The 15,411-nt window shown below is 69.6% G+C and carries 12 protein-coding genes and 5 tRNA genes; 10 read left to right on the top strand and 7 right to left on the bottom strand.

Annotated features, from left to right (window positions below; translation table 11 throughout):
* Positions 1 to 42: 42 nt before the first annotated feature.
* The 6 genes from OG885_RS14095 to OG885_RS14070 all read right to left on the bottom strand — a co-directional run bounded on the left by OG885_RS14095 (position 43) and on the right by OG885_RS14070 (position 9,473).
* Positions 43 to 456, bottom strand: a complete 414-nt coding sequence (locus OG885_RS14095; RefSeq protein WP_003993185.1) for a roadblock/LC7 domain-containing protein — start codon at positions 454 to 456, stop codon at positions 43 to 45.
* Between the two features lie 10 nt (positions 457 to 466).
* Positions 467 to 3,781, bottom strand: a complete 3,315-nt coding sequence (locus tag OG885_RS14090; RefSeq protein WP_405730845.1) for a nitrate- and nitrite sensing domain-containing protein — start codon at positions 3,779 to 3,781, stop codon at positions 467 to 469.
* A 379-nt stretch (positions 3,782 to 4,160) separates the two neighbouring features.
* Positions 4,161 to 4,736 carry an ATP/GTP-binding protein gene (locus tag OG885_RS14085; RefSeq protein ID WP_046258886.1) on the bottom strand — a complete coding sequence of 192 codons (576 nt, stop codon included), beginning with the start codon at positions 4,734 to 4,736 and terminating at the stop codon, positions 4,161 to 4,163.
* Positions 4,717 to 5,112 (bottom strand): DUF742 domain-containing protein, encoded by a 396-nt coding sequence (locus OG885_RS14080; protein WP_030611532.1) that lies wholly within the window; start codon positions 5,110 to 5,112, stop codon positions 4,717 to 4,719. The genes OG885_RS14085 and OG885_RS14080 overlap by 20 nt, the downstream gene beginning before the upstream one ends.
* A gap of 113 nt (positions 5,113 to 5,225) precedes the next feature.
* Complete coding sequence (locus OG885_RS14075) at positions 5,226 to 5,639, bottom strand: roadblock/LC7 domain-containing protein (RefSeq protein ID WP_003973453.1); 414 nt, start codon at positions 5,637 to 5,639, stop codon at positions 5,226 to 5,228.
* A 9-nt stretch (positions 5,640 to 5,648) separates the two neighbouring features.
* On the bottom strand, positions 5,649 to 9,473 hold the full coding sequence (locus OG885_RS14070) for a nitrate- and nitrite sensing domain-containing protein (RefSeq protein ID WP_405730843.1): 3,825 nt from the start codon (positions 9,471 to 9,473) through the stop codon (positions 5,649 to 5,651).
* A 565-nt stretch (positions 9,474 to 10,038) separates the two neighbouring features.
* On the opposite strand from OG885_RS14070, the gene OG885_RS14065 reads away from it, so the two are divergent.
* The 9 genes from OG885_RS14065 (at position 10,039) to OG885_RS14025 (ending at position 14,022) form a co-directional block, all read left to right on the top strand.
* Positions 10,039 to 10,224, top strand: a complete 186-nt coding sequence (locus tag OG885_RS14065) for a hypothetical protein (RefSeq protein ID WP_399966560.1) — start codon at positions 10,039 to 10,041, stop codon at positions 10,222 to 10,224.
* Between the two features lie 125 nt (positions 10,225 to 10,349).
* On the top strand, positions 10,350 to 11,126 hold the full coding sequence (locus OG885_RS14060; RefSeq protein ID WP_405730840.1) for a fumarylacetoacetate hydrolase family protein: 777 nt from the start codon (positions 10,350 to 10,352) through the stop codon (positions 11,124 to 11,126).
* On the top strand, positions 11,110 to 12,594 hold the full coding sequence (gene gltX / locus OG885_RS14055; RefSeq protein WP_405730838.1) for a glutamate--tRNA ligase: 1,485 nt from the start codon (positions 11,110 to 11,112) through the stop codon (positions 12,592 to 12,594). The genes OG885_RS14060 and gltX overlap by 17 nt, the downstream gene beginning before the upstream one ends.
* 95 nt (positions 12,595 to 12,689) lie before the next feature.
* Positions 12,690 to 13,421, top strand: coding sequence for an HAD family hydrolase (locus OG885_RS14050; RefSeq protein ID WP_405730836.1), 732 nt, complete (start codon positions 12,690 to 12,692; stop codon positions 13,419 to 13,421).
* Between the two features lie 91 nt (positions 13,422 to 13,512).
* Positions 13,513 to 13,584 (top strand) — tRNA-Gln (locus tag OG885_RS14045).
* 21 nt (positions 13,585 to 13,605) lie between these two features.
* A tRNA-Glu gene (locus OG885_RS14040) sits at positions 13,606 to 13,678 on the top strand.
* Between the two features lie 62 nt (positions 13,679 to 13,740).
* A tRNA-Glu gene (locus tag OG885_RS14035) sits at positions 13,741 to 13,813 on the top strand.
* Positions 13,814 to 13,833: 20 nt separating this feature from the next.
* Positions 13,834 to 13,905 (top strand) — tRNA-Gln (locus OG885_RS14030).
* 44 nt (positions 13,906 to 13,949) lie between these two features.
* Positions 13,950 to 14,022, top strand: a tRNA-Glu gene (locus OG885_RS14025).
* 63 nt (positions 14,023 to 14,085) lie between these two features.
* On the opposite strand, the gene OG885_RS14020 is transcribed toward OG885_RS14025, so the two are convergent.
* A complete protein-coding gene (locus OG885_RS14020; RefSeq protein WP_405730834.1) occupies positions 14,086 to 14,730 on the bottom strand; it encodes a MerR family transcriptional regulator in 645 nt (214 codons plus the stop codon).
* A gap of 87 nt (positions 14,731 to 14,817) precedes the next feature.
* Between OG885_RS14020 and OG885_RS14015 the strand changes: the two genes are divergently transcribed.
* The gene (locus tag OG885_RS14015; protein ID WP_405730832.1) at positions 14,818 to 15,342 is read left to right on the top strand and encodes a DUF4188 domain-containing protein; all 525 of its coding nucleotides are present in this window, start codon (positions 14,818 to 14,820) and stop codon (positions 15,340 to 15,342) included.
* Positions 15,343 to 15,411: the final 69 nt, after the last annotated feature.

The following is a 15,411-nucleotide window of genomic DNA, read 5'->3' as shown; positions in this document are numbered from 1 at the left end:
AAACCTTACGGCCCCGGGACGCCAAAACGCACCGTCTGTCTGTTAGTTGAGCAGGCTCCCTTGGAGCTCCGCACGCAGATCGGGCGTCAGGACCGTACCGGCACGGTCCACCAGAAGGGCCATCTCGTACCCAATGAGGCCGATGTCCGCCTCCGGGTGGGCCAGGACCGCGAGCGAGGAACCGTCGGATACGGACATGATGAAGAGGAATCCCCGCTCCATCTCCACAACCGTCTGGTTCACGGCGCCGCCCTCGAAGATGCGGGACGCGCCCGCGGTCAGCGAGGTCAGACCGGACGCGACGGCCGCAAGCTGGTCGGCGCGGTCGCGCGGAAACCCTTCGGACATCGCCAGAAGGAGTCCGTCGGCGGAGACCACCACCGTGTGAGACACCCCGGGGGTGTTGTCCACGAAGTTGGTGATCAACCAGTTCAGGTTCTGTGCCGCCTGGCTCATCGGGCTCACACTAACGCTCCTGGTTGTAGGTGCTGTCAGGACCGAGGCCCTGGCCGTTCGTTTCACTTCCTGCGCTTCGACCCCGCTGGACCCCGCGGCGCAGGTTGCTCAGCCTGCCCCGGACGTCCTCGGGAGCGCGGGAGACCTGTGGGCCCCCCTGGGGGGTGGTTTCGGCGGCACCCTCGACCAGGTTGGCCTTGGGTACCCGCCTCGGCAGGCCGGAGGAGGTGACCCCGCCCGCCTTGGGCTTCTTGAGCGCCGAAGCCTGCTGCCAGCGCGCGTCGTTGGCCGAGCGCCAGTCGCCGTTGCCGGTTCCGTTGCTGCTGCTGCCGTTGCTCTCCGGTGCGGAGGGCGTCGGCTGCGGGGTCACGGACCGCGTACCGAACATGTCGGTCGTGGTGCCGGCCGTGCCGTTGGCACTGCTCGTGCCGTTCCGCGCGCCACCGCCCGATCCGCGACGGGGAAGGCCGGAGTCGGTCAGCTCGTGGACGGCCGACGGGCCCGGACCGGGACGGTCGAAGCCTACGTGGTCCCGCTCACTCACGTCAGCGGCCTGCGCGGATTCCGCTTCGGGAGCGTACTGGTCCTGGTAGCCGTTCTGGTAGCCGTCCTGCTGCGGCCAGTCGTCCTGGTAGCGCCGCTCCTCGAAGGCCGGGAAGGACTCCGGGACGGAGCCGTGGACGGCCGCGGACTCCTCCTGGGCCGGTTCCGCATACGTGGGCTCGGGGTAGCCGCCGCCGTTCGACGAGAAGGTGTCGCCCTGCGGCAGGCCGCCGTTCGGCGCGTAGTACTGCTCGTCGTACGCCGGCTGGCGGGGCTCCTCGTACGCGGTGCGCTGCGGGTCGGCGTACGCCGACTGCTGCTCCTCGTACGCGGCGGGCTCCTGGTAGCCGTTCTGGCCGTTGTCGTACGCGGCCGGACGGGCGTCGAACTCGTTGCCGTACGCCGGGGCCGCGGGCGTCTCCTGGCCGGGCTCCGTGGGGTGCGCCTGGGCCTCCAGGGCCGCGCGGCGCTCCTCGCGCATCAGGGAGCGGCCCACCGGGTCCAGCTCACGGATGTCGTCGGGGATCTCGGTGCTGTAGCGGCTGTCGTCGAAGCCCAGCTCGGCGGCCGTACGCATGGGCAGACCGTTGTTGAAGTCCTCGCCCTGGTACTGCTGCTGCTCCGGGATGATCTGCGAGACGGTGAACTCGTCCACCGGCGCCTGCTGCTCGCCACCGCCACCGTGGGTGATCGCGTCGGGCAGCATGACCAGCGAGGTCGTGCCGGCCTGCTCGCCGGAGGGGCGGAGCTGGACGCGGATGCCGTGCCGGTCGGACAGCCGGCCGACCACGAACAGGCCCATGCGCTGCGAGATCGCGGCGTCCACGGTCGGCGGGTTGGCCAGCTTGTGGTTGATGTCCGCGAAGTCCTCGGCGGTGAGGCCGATGCCCTTGTCGTGGATCTCGATCATCACGCGGCCGTCGGGGAGACGGGTCGCGGTGACGCGGACCTTGGTCTGCGGGGAGGAGAACGTGGTGGCGTTCTCCAGGAGCTCGGCGAGCAGGTGCACGAGGTCGGTCACGGCGCGGCCGTGGATCTCGGCCTCCGGGACGCCGGAGAGCTCGATGCGCTCGTACTGCTCCACCTCGGAGGAGGCGGCGCGCAGCACGTCGACCAGCGGGACCGGCTGGTCCCAGCGGCGGCCGGGCTCCTCGCCGGCGAGGACCAGGAGGTTCTCGCCGTTGCGGCGCATACGGGTCGCGAGGTGGTCCAGACGGAAGAGGTTCTCCAGCTGGTCCGGGTCGGCCTCGTTGTTCTCCAGGTCGGTGATCAGGGTCAGCTGGCCCTCGATCAGCGACTGGTTGCGGCGCGACAGGTTGGTGAAGATCGCGTTGATGTTGCCTCGCAGCAGGGCCTGCTCGGCGGCGAGCCGGACGGCCTCGCGGTGGACCTGGTCGAAGGCACGGGCGACCTCGCCGATCTCGTCGGTCGAGTTGATCGGGATGGCCTGCACCCGGGTGTCGACGCGGCCGGGGTCGGTGCGCGAGAGCTGGTCGACCAGCATCGGCAGGCGCTGCTCGGCGATGCCGAAGGCGGCGTTGCGCAGCTGGCGCATGGACCGGGACATCTGGCGGGCCACCATGCCGGCCAGGATGAACGCGGCGAGCAGGGCGACGACCACGGCGGCACCGGTGATGAAGGCGTCACGCTTGGCGTCGTCGGCGATGCTCGCGGCCTCGCTCACCGCCTTGTCGGCCATGTCGGACTCGATGGTCCGGTAGGTCTTGTACTTGAGGGTGTTGAACGCCCACCAGTTGTTGGCCGTGACGCCCTTGGCGGCGAGCGTCTGGCGCTCGGCCGCGTCCGTGGAGGAGATGCTGCCCACGAGCTTGACGAACTCGGCCGTGTCGGTCGTCGGCGCCGGCACGTAGTTCGGGTTCTGCTTCGCGGCGTCCTGGGCCATCGTCTTGCCGTCGGTGAGGGCCTGCGCCTGAAGCGACTTCAGCTTCGCGGCGTCGGCCTCGGTACCACCGCCGATGTACTCCTCGATGGCGATGCCCTCGAGGTAGGCGTAGGAGGTGAGCGCGGTGCGCTGGGCGCCCAGGTCGGTGGGCTTGGGGCCCGGGGCGATCAGCAGGTGCATACCGATGGCGCGCTCCAGCGACAGGGACGCCTTGGTCAGCGCGATCGCGTAGACGGTACGGCCGTAGCTGGTGATGTTTCCGGTGCCCAGGCCGAGCTCGTTGGCGAACTCCATCAGGGGGTGCGCGACCTGGACGTAGCCCTCTTCGGTCTGCACGCCCTTGAGCCGGCTGGTGTAGGCGTTCGTGCGCAGGGCCTGGAGGCCCGCCTCGCCGTCGCGGAACAGCTGGAGGCGGCGCTGGAGGCCCGCCGTCTGCGGCATGTTCTGGGCGGCCTCGTCGAAGGCGTCCGCGGCGTCGTCCGTGGCCTTGCGGGCGGCGACGACCGTCTTGTCGTCCTCGCCCTTGCCCTCCAGGAGGGGGGCGGCGGTGGTGTCCCGCTCGGTGTAGAGGGCGTCGCCGTAGGTGAGCGCGGCCTGGACCAGGCGCGCGGTCTTCTCGGCGTTCTCCGCCTCGGTCCAGGTGTCGATCGAGCTCTTCACCTGGAAGCCGCCCATGACAAGGCCGACCAGCACGGGTATGAGCAGGATCGCGTTCAGCCTGGTCGGCACCCGCCAGTTACGGGGGGACAGCCGACCACCGCTCGGCGCCGGGGCAGCCGTTGGTTCGGATCCGGGCACAGGGGCGGGCGCCGCTCCGCGCGGCGGCGGGGTGAAGTTGCCCCGGGCCGACGGCTCGGGACCGTTCTTGCTTCGCCTCACTCGACCAACAACCTCTCGGAGGGGTCGGCACCTACGTTGTGCCGCAGTCTCTCAGAGCCCAGTTCGCCTTCGACTGATGAGTACGTCTTTGACTATTGGGCAGTTCAGGCATTCCAGCACGTGGTCCTGCGCTCGTCCAAACATGGGAGTGCGGGGATTCCGAGTGATGTAAGCCCTAGATAAAACGGTCATAAAGAGCGAGCCCCGTCAAAAGACGGGGCCTTTGTGGACGCAGCGACACCGGTTGACCGCGACGCGTGGCCATACCACCCGATTCCTCTGCCGAAACGTTATGAACACCGGGGCCGACCGTGTCAAAGGACACAGTCGGCTCCGGTGCATCTACGACAACTGCCGTATGGCGCGAACGATTTGAGTGCTATCGCAGACGTGCCATGAGGGCGTGCTCGACCAGTGTGATCAGGGCACTCTTCGCATCCGAGCGGTGCCGGGCGTCCGTCGTGATGATCGGGGTGTCCGGACCGATCTGCAACGCCTCACGCACCTCCTCGGGTGCGTACGGCTGGTGCCCCTCGAAGCCATTGAGCGCGACGACGAAGGGGAGCCCCGAGTTCTCGAAGTAGTCGACCGCGGGGAAGCAGTCGGCGAGACGCCGGGTGTCCACCAGCACGATCGCGCCGATCGCGCCGCGCACCAGGTCGTCCCACATGAACCAGAACCGGTCCTGGCCCGGCGTACCGAAGAGGTACAGGATCAGGTCCTGGTCCAGGGTGATACGGCCGAAGTCCATGGCGACCGTCGTGGTCGTCTTGCCCCCGGTGTGCGTGAGGTCGTCGATGCCCGCCGACGCGGACGTCATGACGGCCTCGGTGCGCAGCGGGTTGATCTCGGAGACGGCGCCCACGAACGTGGTCTTGCCGACGCCGAAGCCGCCGGCCACCACGATCTTCGCGGAGGTGGTCGCCCGGCCTCCGTCAGAGCTTGCGAAGTCCACTGAGCACCCTTTCGAGCAGTGTCACGTCCGGAGCGCCGGTGCTCTCGTCGCCGCCCGGCTGGTGAATGGCGACGAGCCCTGCCTCGGCGAGGTCCGCGACGAGGATGCGGGCCACGCCGAGCGGCATGGCCAGGAGCGCCGAGACCTCCGCGACCGACTTCACCTCGCGGCACAGATGGCAGATGCGCTGGTGCTCCGGGAGCAGGCCCATGAGCGCTGCCGGGTCGGCCGTGGTGCTGATCAGGGCCTCTATGGCCAGCTGGTAGCGCGGCCGGGTCCGGCCACCGGTCATCGCGTACGGACGTACCAGTGGCTGGTCGCCCTCATCCTCGTACGGCTCCGCGTACGGATCATGAGAGGCGGTGGGCGGGGTCATTGATCCTCCGGGCGGGACAGCAAACTTCCGGTCAGTCGTGCCGTCTTGGTGAGGCCGGTGGGGGGATTGTGTCGGCCGACGGTGATTTCGTGAGGCGGGTGGATCGAGGCGGTTCAGTGAAGCAGACTGCCCTGTAGTTCCGCGCGGAGATCGGGCGTGAGGACCGCACCCGCGCGGTCTACGAGAAGGGCCATCTCGTAGCCGACGAGGCCGATGTCGCACTCGGGGTGCGCGAGGACGGCCAGCGACGAGCCGTCCGAGACGGACATCAGGAACAGGAAGCCCCGTTCCATCTCGACGACCGTCTGTGCCACGTTGCCGCCCTCGAAGATCCGGGAGGCGCCGGCCGTGAGCGAGGTCAGACCCGACGCGACGGCCGCCAGCTGGTCGGCACGGTCGCGCGGGAAGCCCTCGGACATCGCCAGCAGAAGACCGTCGGCGGACACGACGACGGTGTGGGACACCCCGGGGGTGTTGTCCACGAAGTTGGTGATCAACCAGTTGAGGTTCTGTGCCGCCTGGCTCATCGGGCTCAACTAACGCTCCTGCTGGTGAGTGGGGTTCGGGAAGCTGCCCGTCTGGCCGTTACCGCCGACCTGACGACCTTGTGCGATACCCCGACGGAGATTGGTCAGACGGCCGCGTACGTCATCAGGCGCACGGGAGACCGCCGGACCGGCTTGGTGCTGTTGCTGCTGAGCCGTGCCCGGGACGAGGTTCGCCCGGGGCACCCGGCGCGGCAGGCCGGAGGTGGTGACACCGCCCGCTGCCGGCTGCCGGACGCGCTCGGCCTGCCGGACGAGATCGTCGTTCGGCGAGCTGCGCCAGGAGGCGGAGGCGGGACGTTGGGGAGCGGCCGGAGTCTGCGGCTGCTGGGGGGCCTGGGCCGGGGCGGCCGGAGCCGCGCCGTTGCCGTTCGCGGGCTGGCCCGGCTGACCCGGCGCACCGTGGAACCAGTTGGTCTCCAGGGTGTCGTACAGCGGCGTACGTCCGTCACCGGGTCCCGCCGCCGGGGGCAGGGCCTCCGGCTCCTGGCGTACGGGCCGCTGCGCCTGCGGACGCTGCGGGGCCGGGGGCTGCGGGAGGCCGAAGTCGGCGGGACCGCGTCCGGCACCCTGCTGGGGCCGCTCGAACTGGCCGGTCTGCTGCGGGTTCGCCGGTCCGGTGGGGGACTGGCGGCCCGGCAGCGCGTGCTGCCCGGTGGAGCTGCTGTCCTGGTTCGGTACCGGGAACTGGCCCGTCGAGCCGTTGTCGTACCCCTGCGGGACCGGGAACTGACCGGTCGCGGACGGGCCGGTCTGGGCCGGGGTGCCGAAGACGTCCGGGCGGACGAAGGAACCGGTGCCGTTCTGCTGGGCGTTGCCGCCGGGCTGGGCGAACTGGCCCGTGTTCTGCGGGGCGTCGAAGTCCGGCCGCGGGAACTGACCGGTGCTCTGCGGGCCGTTGAAGTCCGCCGACGCGAACTGGCCGGAGTCCTGGGCACCGGGCACCGCGCTCGGGCGGGGGTACTGGCCGGTGTTCTGCGGGCCGCCGGTGCCCGGCATGGGGGCGTCGAAGTCCGGACGGGGGAACTCGGACGTGGAGCCCGGGCCCTGCCGGTCGTCGATCCGCGGCATGCGCGAGGTCTGCGACGGGTCCTGCTCGTCATGGCCGCGCGGGGCGTCGAGGGAGGCGTGCGAGATCTGCGGCTGCGCGTTCTCGTCGCTCCAGCTGGGCCGCGACTGCTGTGCGTTGCCGCCCGGCAGCTCGGCGCGCGCACCGCCCCGGCCCGGCAGCTGGCGGCCACGACGACCGCCGCCCTGCTCACCCGCCGACGGCGCGGACTGCTGCGGCCGGCCGCCACCGAAGGCGTCCTGCGGACCACCGGTACCGGCGGCCTGCAGACCCTGCGGGGCACCGGGCGCCTGACCACCGAAGCCGGCACCCGCACCGGCCGGAGCGGGCCGGCCCTGCGGCGGAGCGGACGGGGACTGCGGCCCACGCGGACCACCCGGACGCCCGGCGTTGCCGGCACCCGGCAGCGCGGCCCGCGGGCCCTGCCCCGCGGCGAGCCGGCCACCGGCCGGAGCGCCGGTGCCGAGCGCACCGCCACCGGGCGCACCCGCGCCGAGCGCGCCGCCACCCGGCCGGCCGGAGCCGCCCCGGGCCGCGGCCACACCGGCGGCCGCCTGCGCGGCGGACGGCGCACCCGCACCCTGACCGGGCTTGGGCTGCGGCTTCTTGCCGCCCTGGGCGACGTCGACGGGCAGCATGACCAGCGCGGTCGTACCACCGGAGTCGGAGGGGCGCAGCTGGATACGGATGCCGTGCCGCTGCGACAGACGACCGACCACGAACAGACCCATGCGGCGGGAGACCGAGACGTCCACGGTGGGCGGCGAGGCGAGCCGCTCGTTGATCGCCGCGAGGTCCTCGGGGGAGAGGCCGATACCGGTGTCGTGGATCTCGATCAGGACGCGGCCGTCGGGCAGCGCGTGACCGGTGACCTTGACCTTGGTCTGCGGCGAGGAGAACGAGGTGGCGTTCTCCAGCAGCTCGGCGAGGAGGTGCACGAGGTCGTTGACCACACGGCCGGCCACTTCGGTGGTCGGCACGGCGGCCAGCTCGATGCGCTCGTACTGCTCCACCTCGGAGGCGGCGGCGCGGAGCACGTCGACCAGCGGGACCGGACGGGTCCAGCGTCGGCCGGGCTCCTCACCGGCGAGGACGAGGAGGTTCTCACCGTTACGGCGCATACGCGTCGCGAGGTGGTCGAGCTTGAAGAGCGAGGACAGCTGGTCCGGGTCGGCCTCACGGGACTCGAGCTCGGAGATCAGCGACAGCTGGCGCTGGATAAGACCCTGGGAGCGGCGCGAGAGGTTGGTGAACATCGCGTTGACGTTGCCCCGCAGCAGGGCCTGCTCGGCGGCGAGACGGACCGCCTCGCGGTGCACGTCGTCGAAGGCCGCGGCCACCTTGCCGATCTCGTCGCGCGAGTGCACACCGACCGACTCCACGGACGTGTCGACGTCCTGCGGGTCGGACTCGGACAGCTGCTTGACCAGCTCGGGCAGACGGTCGGTGGCGACCTTGGTCGCGGTCTCCTCCAGGCGCCGCAGCGAGCGGATCATGGAGCGGGCCACCACGAAGGCGCCGACGAGCGAGATACCGAGCACCAGCAGGATCAGCGCACCGGAGAGGATCGCCTCGCTCTCCGACTCGTTGCGCAGCTCACGGGCCTTCTGCTCCATCTGCTCGAGCAGCGTGCTCTCGATCTTGCCCATCTGGTCGATCTTGGTCGAGCTGTCGTCCAGCCAGTCCTTGTACGACCGCTTGTCCAGGTTCTCCAGACCGTTGGTGGAGTCCAGGGCGCGGCTGGCGTAGGTGTCGGAGGACTGGATGGTCGTGTTGTTGTCGCTGATGGGCTCCAGCAGCTCCACGGCCGCGGTCTGGCCGTAGATGGACTGGAAGCTCCGGAGTTCGGCGTCCTGGCTCTGCAGCGCCGACTGGGCGTAGAGCCGGTCGTTCTCGGAGAGGTCGCCCAGGGACGTCTTGTTCGCGGGCAGGGCCGCGGCGAGGACGGCGCGCTGGATCGAGGCGTACTCCTTGGCGGCGGAGAAGGCCGCCAGGGAACGCGTCCGCTGGATCATGTCGGGGTTGCTGGTGGCCTGCGCCATGTCCTGCGAGAGGTCCAGCAGCTGCGTGATGATCCGGTGGTAGGCCTCCACCGTCTGGGTGGAGTTGCCCTGGGCCTCGTAGGCGTCGTTGCGGACCTTGTCGACCGAGCGCAGGTTCTCGACCAGGAGCACCACGTTGTCGCGGATGCCCTGGAGGCCGCTGCCCTGGTCGTCGATCTCCTCGGACGAGTCGATGAAGTCGTCGCGCGCCCGGTCGGTCTTGTCCCGCAGACCCTTGATCGTGTAGTCGCTCGCGCTGGAGCCGTGCGCCAGCGGGCCGGCGGACTGGTCACGCTCGTTCTGCAGGGCCTCGGCCAGGGCCGTGGCCTGCTTGGTCATGTCGGTCAGCAGCTTCATGTTCTCGAGCTGCTGGATGTCGTCCACGTTGTCGCTGATGCGCAGCGCGCCCAGCGAGGTGGCCGCGACCACGGGCAGCGCGAGGAGCGACACCAGACGCGTGGAGATACGCCAGTTGCGCAGCGCTATTCGCGAACCGGGCCCGCTCGGGCTCTTCGACGGTTTGGGGGTGGCGGGTTTGGCGCTGCCGGAAGACGTCGCGCCGGGGCGCGCGCCTCCGTCGCCGGACGCCGCCTGGCCCGGGTTCTGGGCGTGCTGGGGCGAGGAGCTGCCATTGCTGGGGGCAGTCCCGCCGTGCGGCTCCGGCTCCGCCGAAGCACTGCCATCCCTCTTGAAACGTCCCTGCACTAGCGTCGCAACCTCTGGACCAGGCACCCCTCCGCGTGAACGGAAGGGCACGGTGTCGGCGTACTGAGGGGCGCCCTGAATTACGCCCCCCGATGGTCGTGAGTGACCGGCGCTGGTTCCCCCTTCTCGCCGCCACTAGGCGCGCGGTGCGCCACCTGTGCGCCGGCTCGTTCCTGCGGCGGTCCGTGAGATTCCAGCACAGTGCCGGATCTCCAACAAGGGCCGTGTGTCAGGCCGTGACCTACGTGACAGCATGTGAGGGCCGAGTTACCGGTCGTAGAAAGTGATCCGGACGATAACGGACGTATGCCCACGGAACGTTGACGCGGGGCAGGTGTCCCAGTCGCCATGATCAGGAGCGGAATGATGGCTTCAGGGGGCCAATGTCCGTTTCGTAGGGGTGAGTTGCGAGCCCGAATTGACCGCTTTACCCCTCGGGTCGTGAGCAAACTCACACGCGGATCATGGGGTCTTCACGTCTTCGGAGGGGAATCGCATGTTTAGCCTGGCGCTTTACATGACGTAGGAAACTGCCAACTCACTCACGACAGGGCCTCGTACAACCGTGAAGACGACGATGATGTTCCGCAACATAGCCAACCCGCGGCGCACGACGCTGGCGCACCTCGAGGACGCCGACGACCTGCAGACCCAGGAGCTCCCGGAGCACTCCGTCGACCTCCCGGCCCAGACGGCCAACCCGCGCCGCACGATCCTGATGGACGTCCCGGTCACCGCCGCCGCCGAGTAGATCACGACGGCACCCGTCGCACGACCGCCGGGGCGCCCCGCGTTAATGCGCGAGGTGCGGCCACCTCACCGCGTTAGCCTGGAGCGTCAGACTTCAGCCGGCTCAGTGAGGGGCGCCAGGATCCCGTGCGCATCGCCAGATTCTCCATCGACGGGAACGTCGCCTTCGGCGCGGTCGAGGGCGACAAGCCGGACGAGCTCGTCCTTGACATCATCAAGGGCATCCCGTTCGCCGACTTCGAGCTCTCCGGCACGAAGGTCCCGCTGAGCAAGGTCCGGCTGCTGCCGCCGGTGCTCCCCAACAAGGTCGTGGCCTACGGCCGCAACTACGCGGAGCACGCGCGCGAACTCGGCAACGAGGTCCCCGACGCCCCCTTCGCCTTCTTCAAGCCGTCCACCTCGGTGATCGGCCCCGGCGACGAGATCCAGTACCCCTCCTTCTCCGCGGACGTCCACCACGAGGCCGAGCTGGCCGTGGTCATCGGCCGCATGTGCCGCGAGGTCCCGCGCGAACGCGTCAAGGACGTCATCCTCGGCTACACCTGCGCCAACGACATCACCGCCCGTGACGTCCAGAAGCGCGAGAAGCAGTGGGCCAGGGCCAAGGGCTTCGACACCTCCTGCCCGCTCGGCCCCTGGGTGGAGACGGACCTCGACCCGAGCGACCTCACCATCCAGCTCACGGTCAACGGCCAGCAGCGCCAGCTCGGCCGCACCAGCGAGATGATCCACCCGATCGAGGATCTGATCGTCAACATCTCCGAGGCCATGACGCTGCTCCCCGGCGACGTGATCCTCACGGGCACCCCGGCAGGCGTCGGACCGCTCACCGTCGGCGACGAGGTCGCCGTCACCATCGAAGGCATCGGCACTCTCACCAACAAGGTTGTCAAGCGTGGCTAGCGCACCCGTCCGCGTACGTTTCTGCCCCTCGCCCACCGGTAACCCGCATGTGGGCCTGGTCCGCACCGCCCTGTTCAACTGGGCGTTCGCCAAGCACCACCAGGGCACGCTCGTCTTCCGCATCGAGGACACCGACGCGGCCCGCGACTCCGAGGAGTCCTACAACCAGCTGCTCGACGCGATGCGCTGGCTGGGCTTCGACTGGGACGAGGGCCCCGAGGTCGGTGGCCCGCACGCGCCGTACCGCCAGTCGCAGCGCATGGACCTCTACAAGGACGTCGCGGCCAAACTCCTGGACGCCGGTCACGCCTACCGCTGCTACTGCTCCCAGGCGGAGCTGGACGAGCGCCGCGAGGCCGCCCGCGCCGCCGGCAAGCCGTCCGGCTACGACGGCCACTGCCGCGACCTGAGCGCCGAGCAGGTGGAGGCCTACCGCGCCGAGGGCCGCGAGCCGATCGTCCGCTTCCGCATGCCCGACGAGACGATCACCTTCACGGACCTGGTCCGCGGCGAGCTGACCTTCACCCCGGAGAACGTCCCGGACTACGGGATCGTACGAGCCAACGGGGCGCCCCTCTACACGCTGGTGAACCCCGTCGACGACGCCCTGATGGAGATCACCCACGTCCTGCGCGGTGAGGACCTGCTCTCCTCGACGCCCCGGCAGATCGCCCTGTACAAGGCGCTGACGGAGCTCGGCATCGCCAAGGCCACCCCGCAGTTCGGCCACCTGCCGTACGTCATGGGCGAGGGCAACAAGAAGCTCTCCAAGCGTGACCCCGAGTCCTCGCTGAACCTCTACCGCGAGCGCGGCTTCCTGCCCGAGGGCCTGCTCAACTACCTCTCCCTGCTGGGCTGGTCGCTCTCGGCCGACCAGGACATCTTCTCGATCGAGGAGATGGTCGAGGCCTTCGACATCAACGACGTGCAGCCCAACCCGGCCCGCTTCGACCTGAAGAAGTGCGAGTCGATCAACGGCGACCACATCCGACTGCTGGACGTGAAGGACTTCACGGAGCGCTGCGCTCCGTGGCTGAAGGCCCCCTTCGCCCCCTGGTCCCCGGAGGACTTCGACGAGTCGAAGTGGCAGGCGATCGCCCCGCACGCCCAGACCCGCCTGAAGGTCCTGTCGGAGATCACCGACAACGTCGACTTCCTGTTCCTGCCGGAGCCGGTCTTCGACGAGCAGTCCTGGACGAAGGCGATGAAGGAGGGCTCGGACGCCCTTCTGGTCACGGCCCGCGAAAAGCTGGAGTCGGCGGACTGGACCTCCCCGGAGTCCCTCAAGGAGGCCGTCCTGACCGCCGGCGAGGCCCACGGCCTCAAGCTCGGCAAGGCCCAGGCCCCGGTCCGCGTCGCCGTCACCGGCCGCACGGTGGGCCTGCCCCTCTTCGAGTCCCTTGAGGTCCTGGGCAAGGAGACGACGCTGGCCCGCATCGACGCGGCCCTGGCGAAGCTCGCGGCCTGACGCACGCGCACGTGAGGGGCGGCATCCGGACCACCGGGTGCCGCCCCTTCGCCGTACCCCGGACAGGGCGGCAACTGCCGGGTTACCGTCGGATCATGAGCATTCTGGCCGTGGTCTGGGACGTCGACGACACCCTTTTCGACTACTCCGGTGCCGACCGTGCCGGAATGCGGCTGCATCTGACGGCCGAGGGGCTGCTGGACGGGTACGAGAGCGTCGAGCAGGCCATCGTGCGCTGGCGGCGGATCACCGACGTCCAGTGGGCGCGGTTCTCGGCCGGGGAGGTCGACTTCCAGGGGCAGCGCCGGGACCGGGTGCGGGCGTTCCTGGACGCGGAGCTGAGCGACGCGGAGGCCGACGCCTGGTTCCAGCGGTACGTCGCCCACTACGAGACCGTCTGGGCCCTCTTCCCGGACGTCCTGCCGGTCCTCGACGCCCTCTCCGGCAGCCACCGGCACGCGGTGCTCTCCAACTCCAGCATCCATGTCCAGGACCGCAAGCTGCGCAGCCTCGGTGTCCACGACCGCTTCGAGGCGATCCTGTGCGCCGCGGAACTCGGCGTCTCCAAGCCCGAGGCGGGCGCCTTCCACGCGGCCTGCGCGGCACTGGAACTCGCCCCGGAGCAGGTCGCGTACGTCGGCGACCACCCGGAGATCGACGGCCGCGGCGCCGCCGAGGCCGGACTGCGCTCGTTCTGGATCGACCGTGACGGCGTGTACGCCGCCGACGACGCACCCATCGGCCTCCACCGGATCGCCAGCCTCGCCGAACTCCCCGCGCTCCTCGGCGCGGATACCCGTTTTGGAGCCCCGTCCACCTTCGGGTAATGTTCTTCCTGCGCCGAGGGGAGCGGGCCGAGAGGCCGGAAACCCGGAGCGTACAACTAGAACAAGATCCCCCTCGGGGCTTGCGTTCCAGTGGCCTATGGTGTAATTGGCAGCACGACTGATTCTGGTTCAGTTAGTCTTGGTTCGAGTCCAGGTAGGCCAGCTCGCAGAGCTCATCTGCAAAGCCCCCGTTGTGTAGCGGCCTAGCACGCTGCCCTCTCAAGGCAGTAGCGCCGGTTCGAATCCGGTCGGGGGTACAGATCCTTCCCGGAGGGTCAGTCAGGGTCGCACCCGCTGACTCTCATGCAGGATCGCTAGGGCCCCCGTTGTGTAGCGGCCTAGCACGCCGCCCTCTCAAGGCGGTAGCGCCGGTTCGAATCCGGTCGGGGGTACTGACTGGTCTAAACCACATTGGTCTATGGTGTAATTGGCAGCACGACTGATTCTGGTTCAGTTAGTCTTGGTTCGAGTCCAGGTAGACCAGCTCGGACCTGCGGCGGTTCAGTACTGAACGCCAGCAGGCTCCACGCCCCCGTTGTGTAGCGGCCTAGCACGCCGCCCTCTCAAGGCGGTAGCGCCGGTTCGAATCCGGTCGGGGGTACGTAGAGGAAAGCCCTCCACTTCGGTGGGGGGCTTTCGCCGTCCCCGGGCCCCCTTCCCCGCCCTACTCGAAGCCGTACCGCCGCGTCGACTCCTCCTCCTGCGCGAGTCGATGCAGCGCCTGCAGCATCGGCTCGACGAGCACCACACCCAGCACCGCCACCTCCGCCTTCTCCGCCTCCGAGACATGCGACTCCATGAACTCCATGTCCAGCTCGGCGACTTGGCGCATCAGCCGGGCGTACGGTACGAGCGTCTCCGGATTCCAGTCGTAGCCGAGCCGGCGCAGCGCCGCCGTCGCCACCACCAGGGAGCGGAAGGACGGCGAGACGGTCGTCATGGCCTGGGCGTTGGACCACCCCAGCGTTTTGAGCAGCCCCTCCATCGCGACCCGTGCGCCCTGGACGAACTCGTCGTCCGCGTCCGGCTCGGGCACCTGGGGCAGGGCCCAGACCGCCGCGCCGAGGCGCATCGCGCGGGGCAGGGAGTCGTCGTCGACATGGCTCAGCACCTCCCGCACCGTCGCGACCGGCACCCGGCCGACCTGGATCATCGCGCGGATCAGCCTCAGCCGGCGCAGATGCTCCTCGTCGTACTCGGCCGTGGTCGTGTTGATCTGGCGGCCGGGCGCCAACAACCCTTCGCGCAGGTAGTACTTGATCGTCGCGGTGGACACCCCACTGCGCTCGCTCAGTTCGGCCAGCCGCATGTCTTGCGCCCTTCATTGGGGAGTGCCACTATCCAAGCACCATCGAGAAGGATAGTGCCGCTATCCGACGACAGTCATGGGGGAGCCGTGTTCGCGAAGCCGGTGCTGGGGCGGACGACCGCCGATGCCGAGGGGGACGTGGTGGTCCTGCTCATCGGGATGCGCGTCAACCACTTCTGGGCGGTGCACCAGTGGGGGCTGGTGATGATCTCGATGTTCCGCATGCTGGCCGAACTGGGCAGGGACCCGGGCCGCGGGCTGCTGGGCAAGGTGATGCTGACGGCGTCGCCGCGGACGTACTACGTCGTCCAGTACTGGGAGTCCAAGGAGAAGCTCTACGCCTACGCGCACTCGCCGGAGATGCTCCACCACCGCATCTGGGCCCTGCTCAACCGCAAGGAGCGGGACGGTGCGATGAAGGGGCACGTGGGGATCTGGCACGAGGCTTATGTGGTGCCCGAGGGCTCCTACGAGGCGATCTACGGGGACATGCCGGCCTTCGGGCTCGCGGCGGCGCACGGGCAGGTGCCGCTGGAGAAGCGGGGGCGCTACGCGAAGGACCGGTTCGCGCACCGGTCGGCGAAAGCGGAGGCGGTCGAAGAGGCCGGGTGACGGGGGGATCGGGGGACGAGGAGGGCCTGCCGCGGCGTTGAGGCAGGCCCTCCTCGGCGTTGTCCCGAT

This window comes from Streptomyces sp. NBC_00028 (assembly GCF_045041065.1).
Classification (GTDB): Bacteria; Actinomycetota; Actinomycetes; order Streptomycetales; family Streptomycetaceae; genus Streptomyces.
This window is presented reverse-complemented; position numbering and strand designations above follow the sequence as displayed.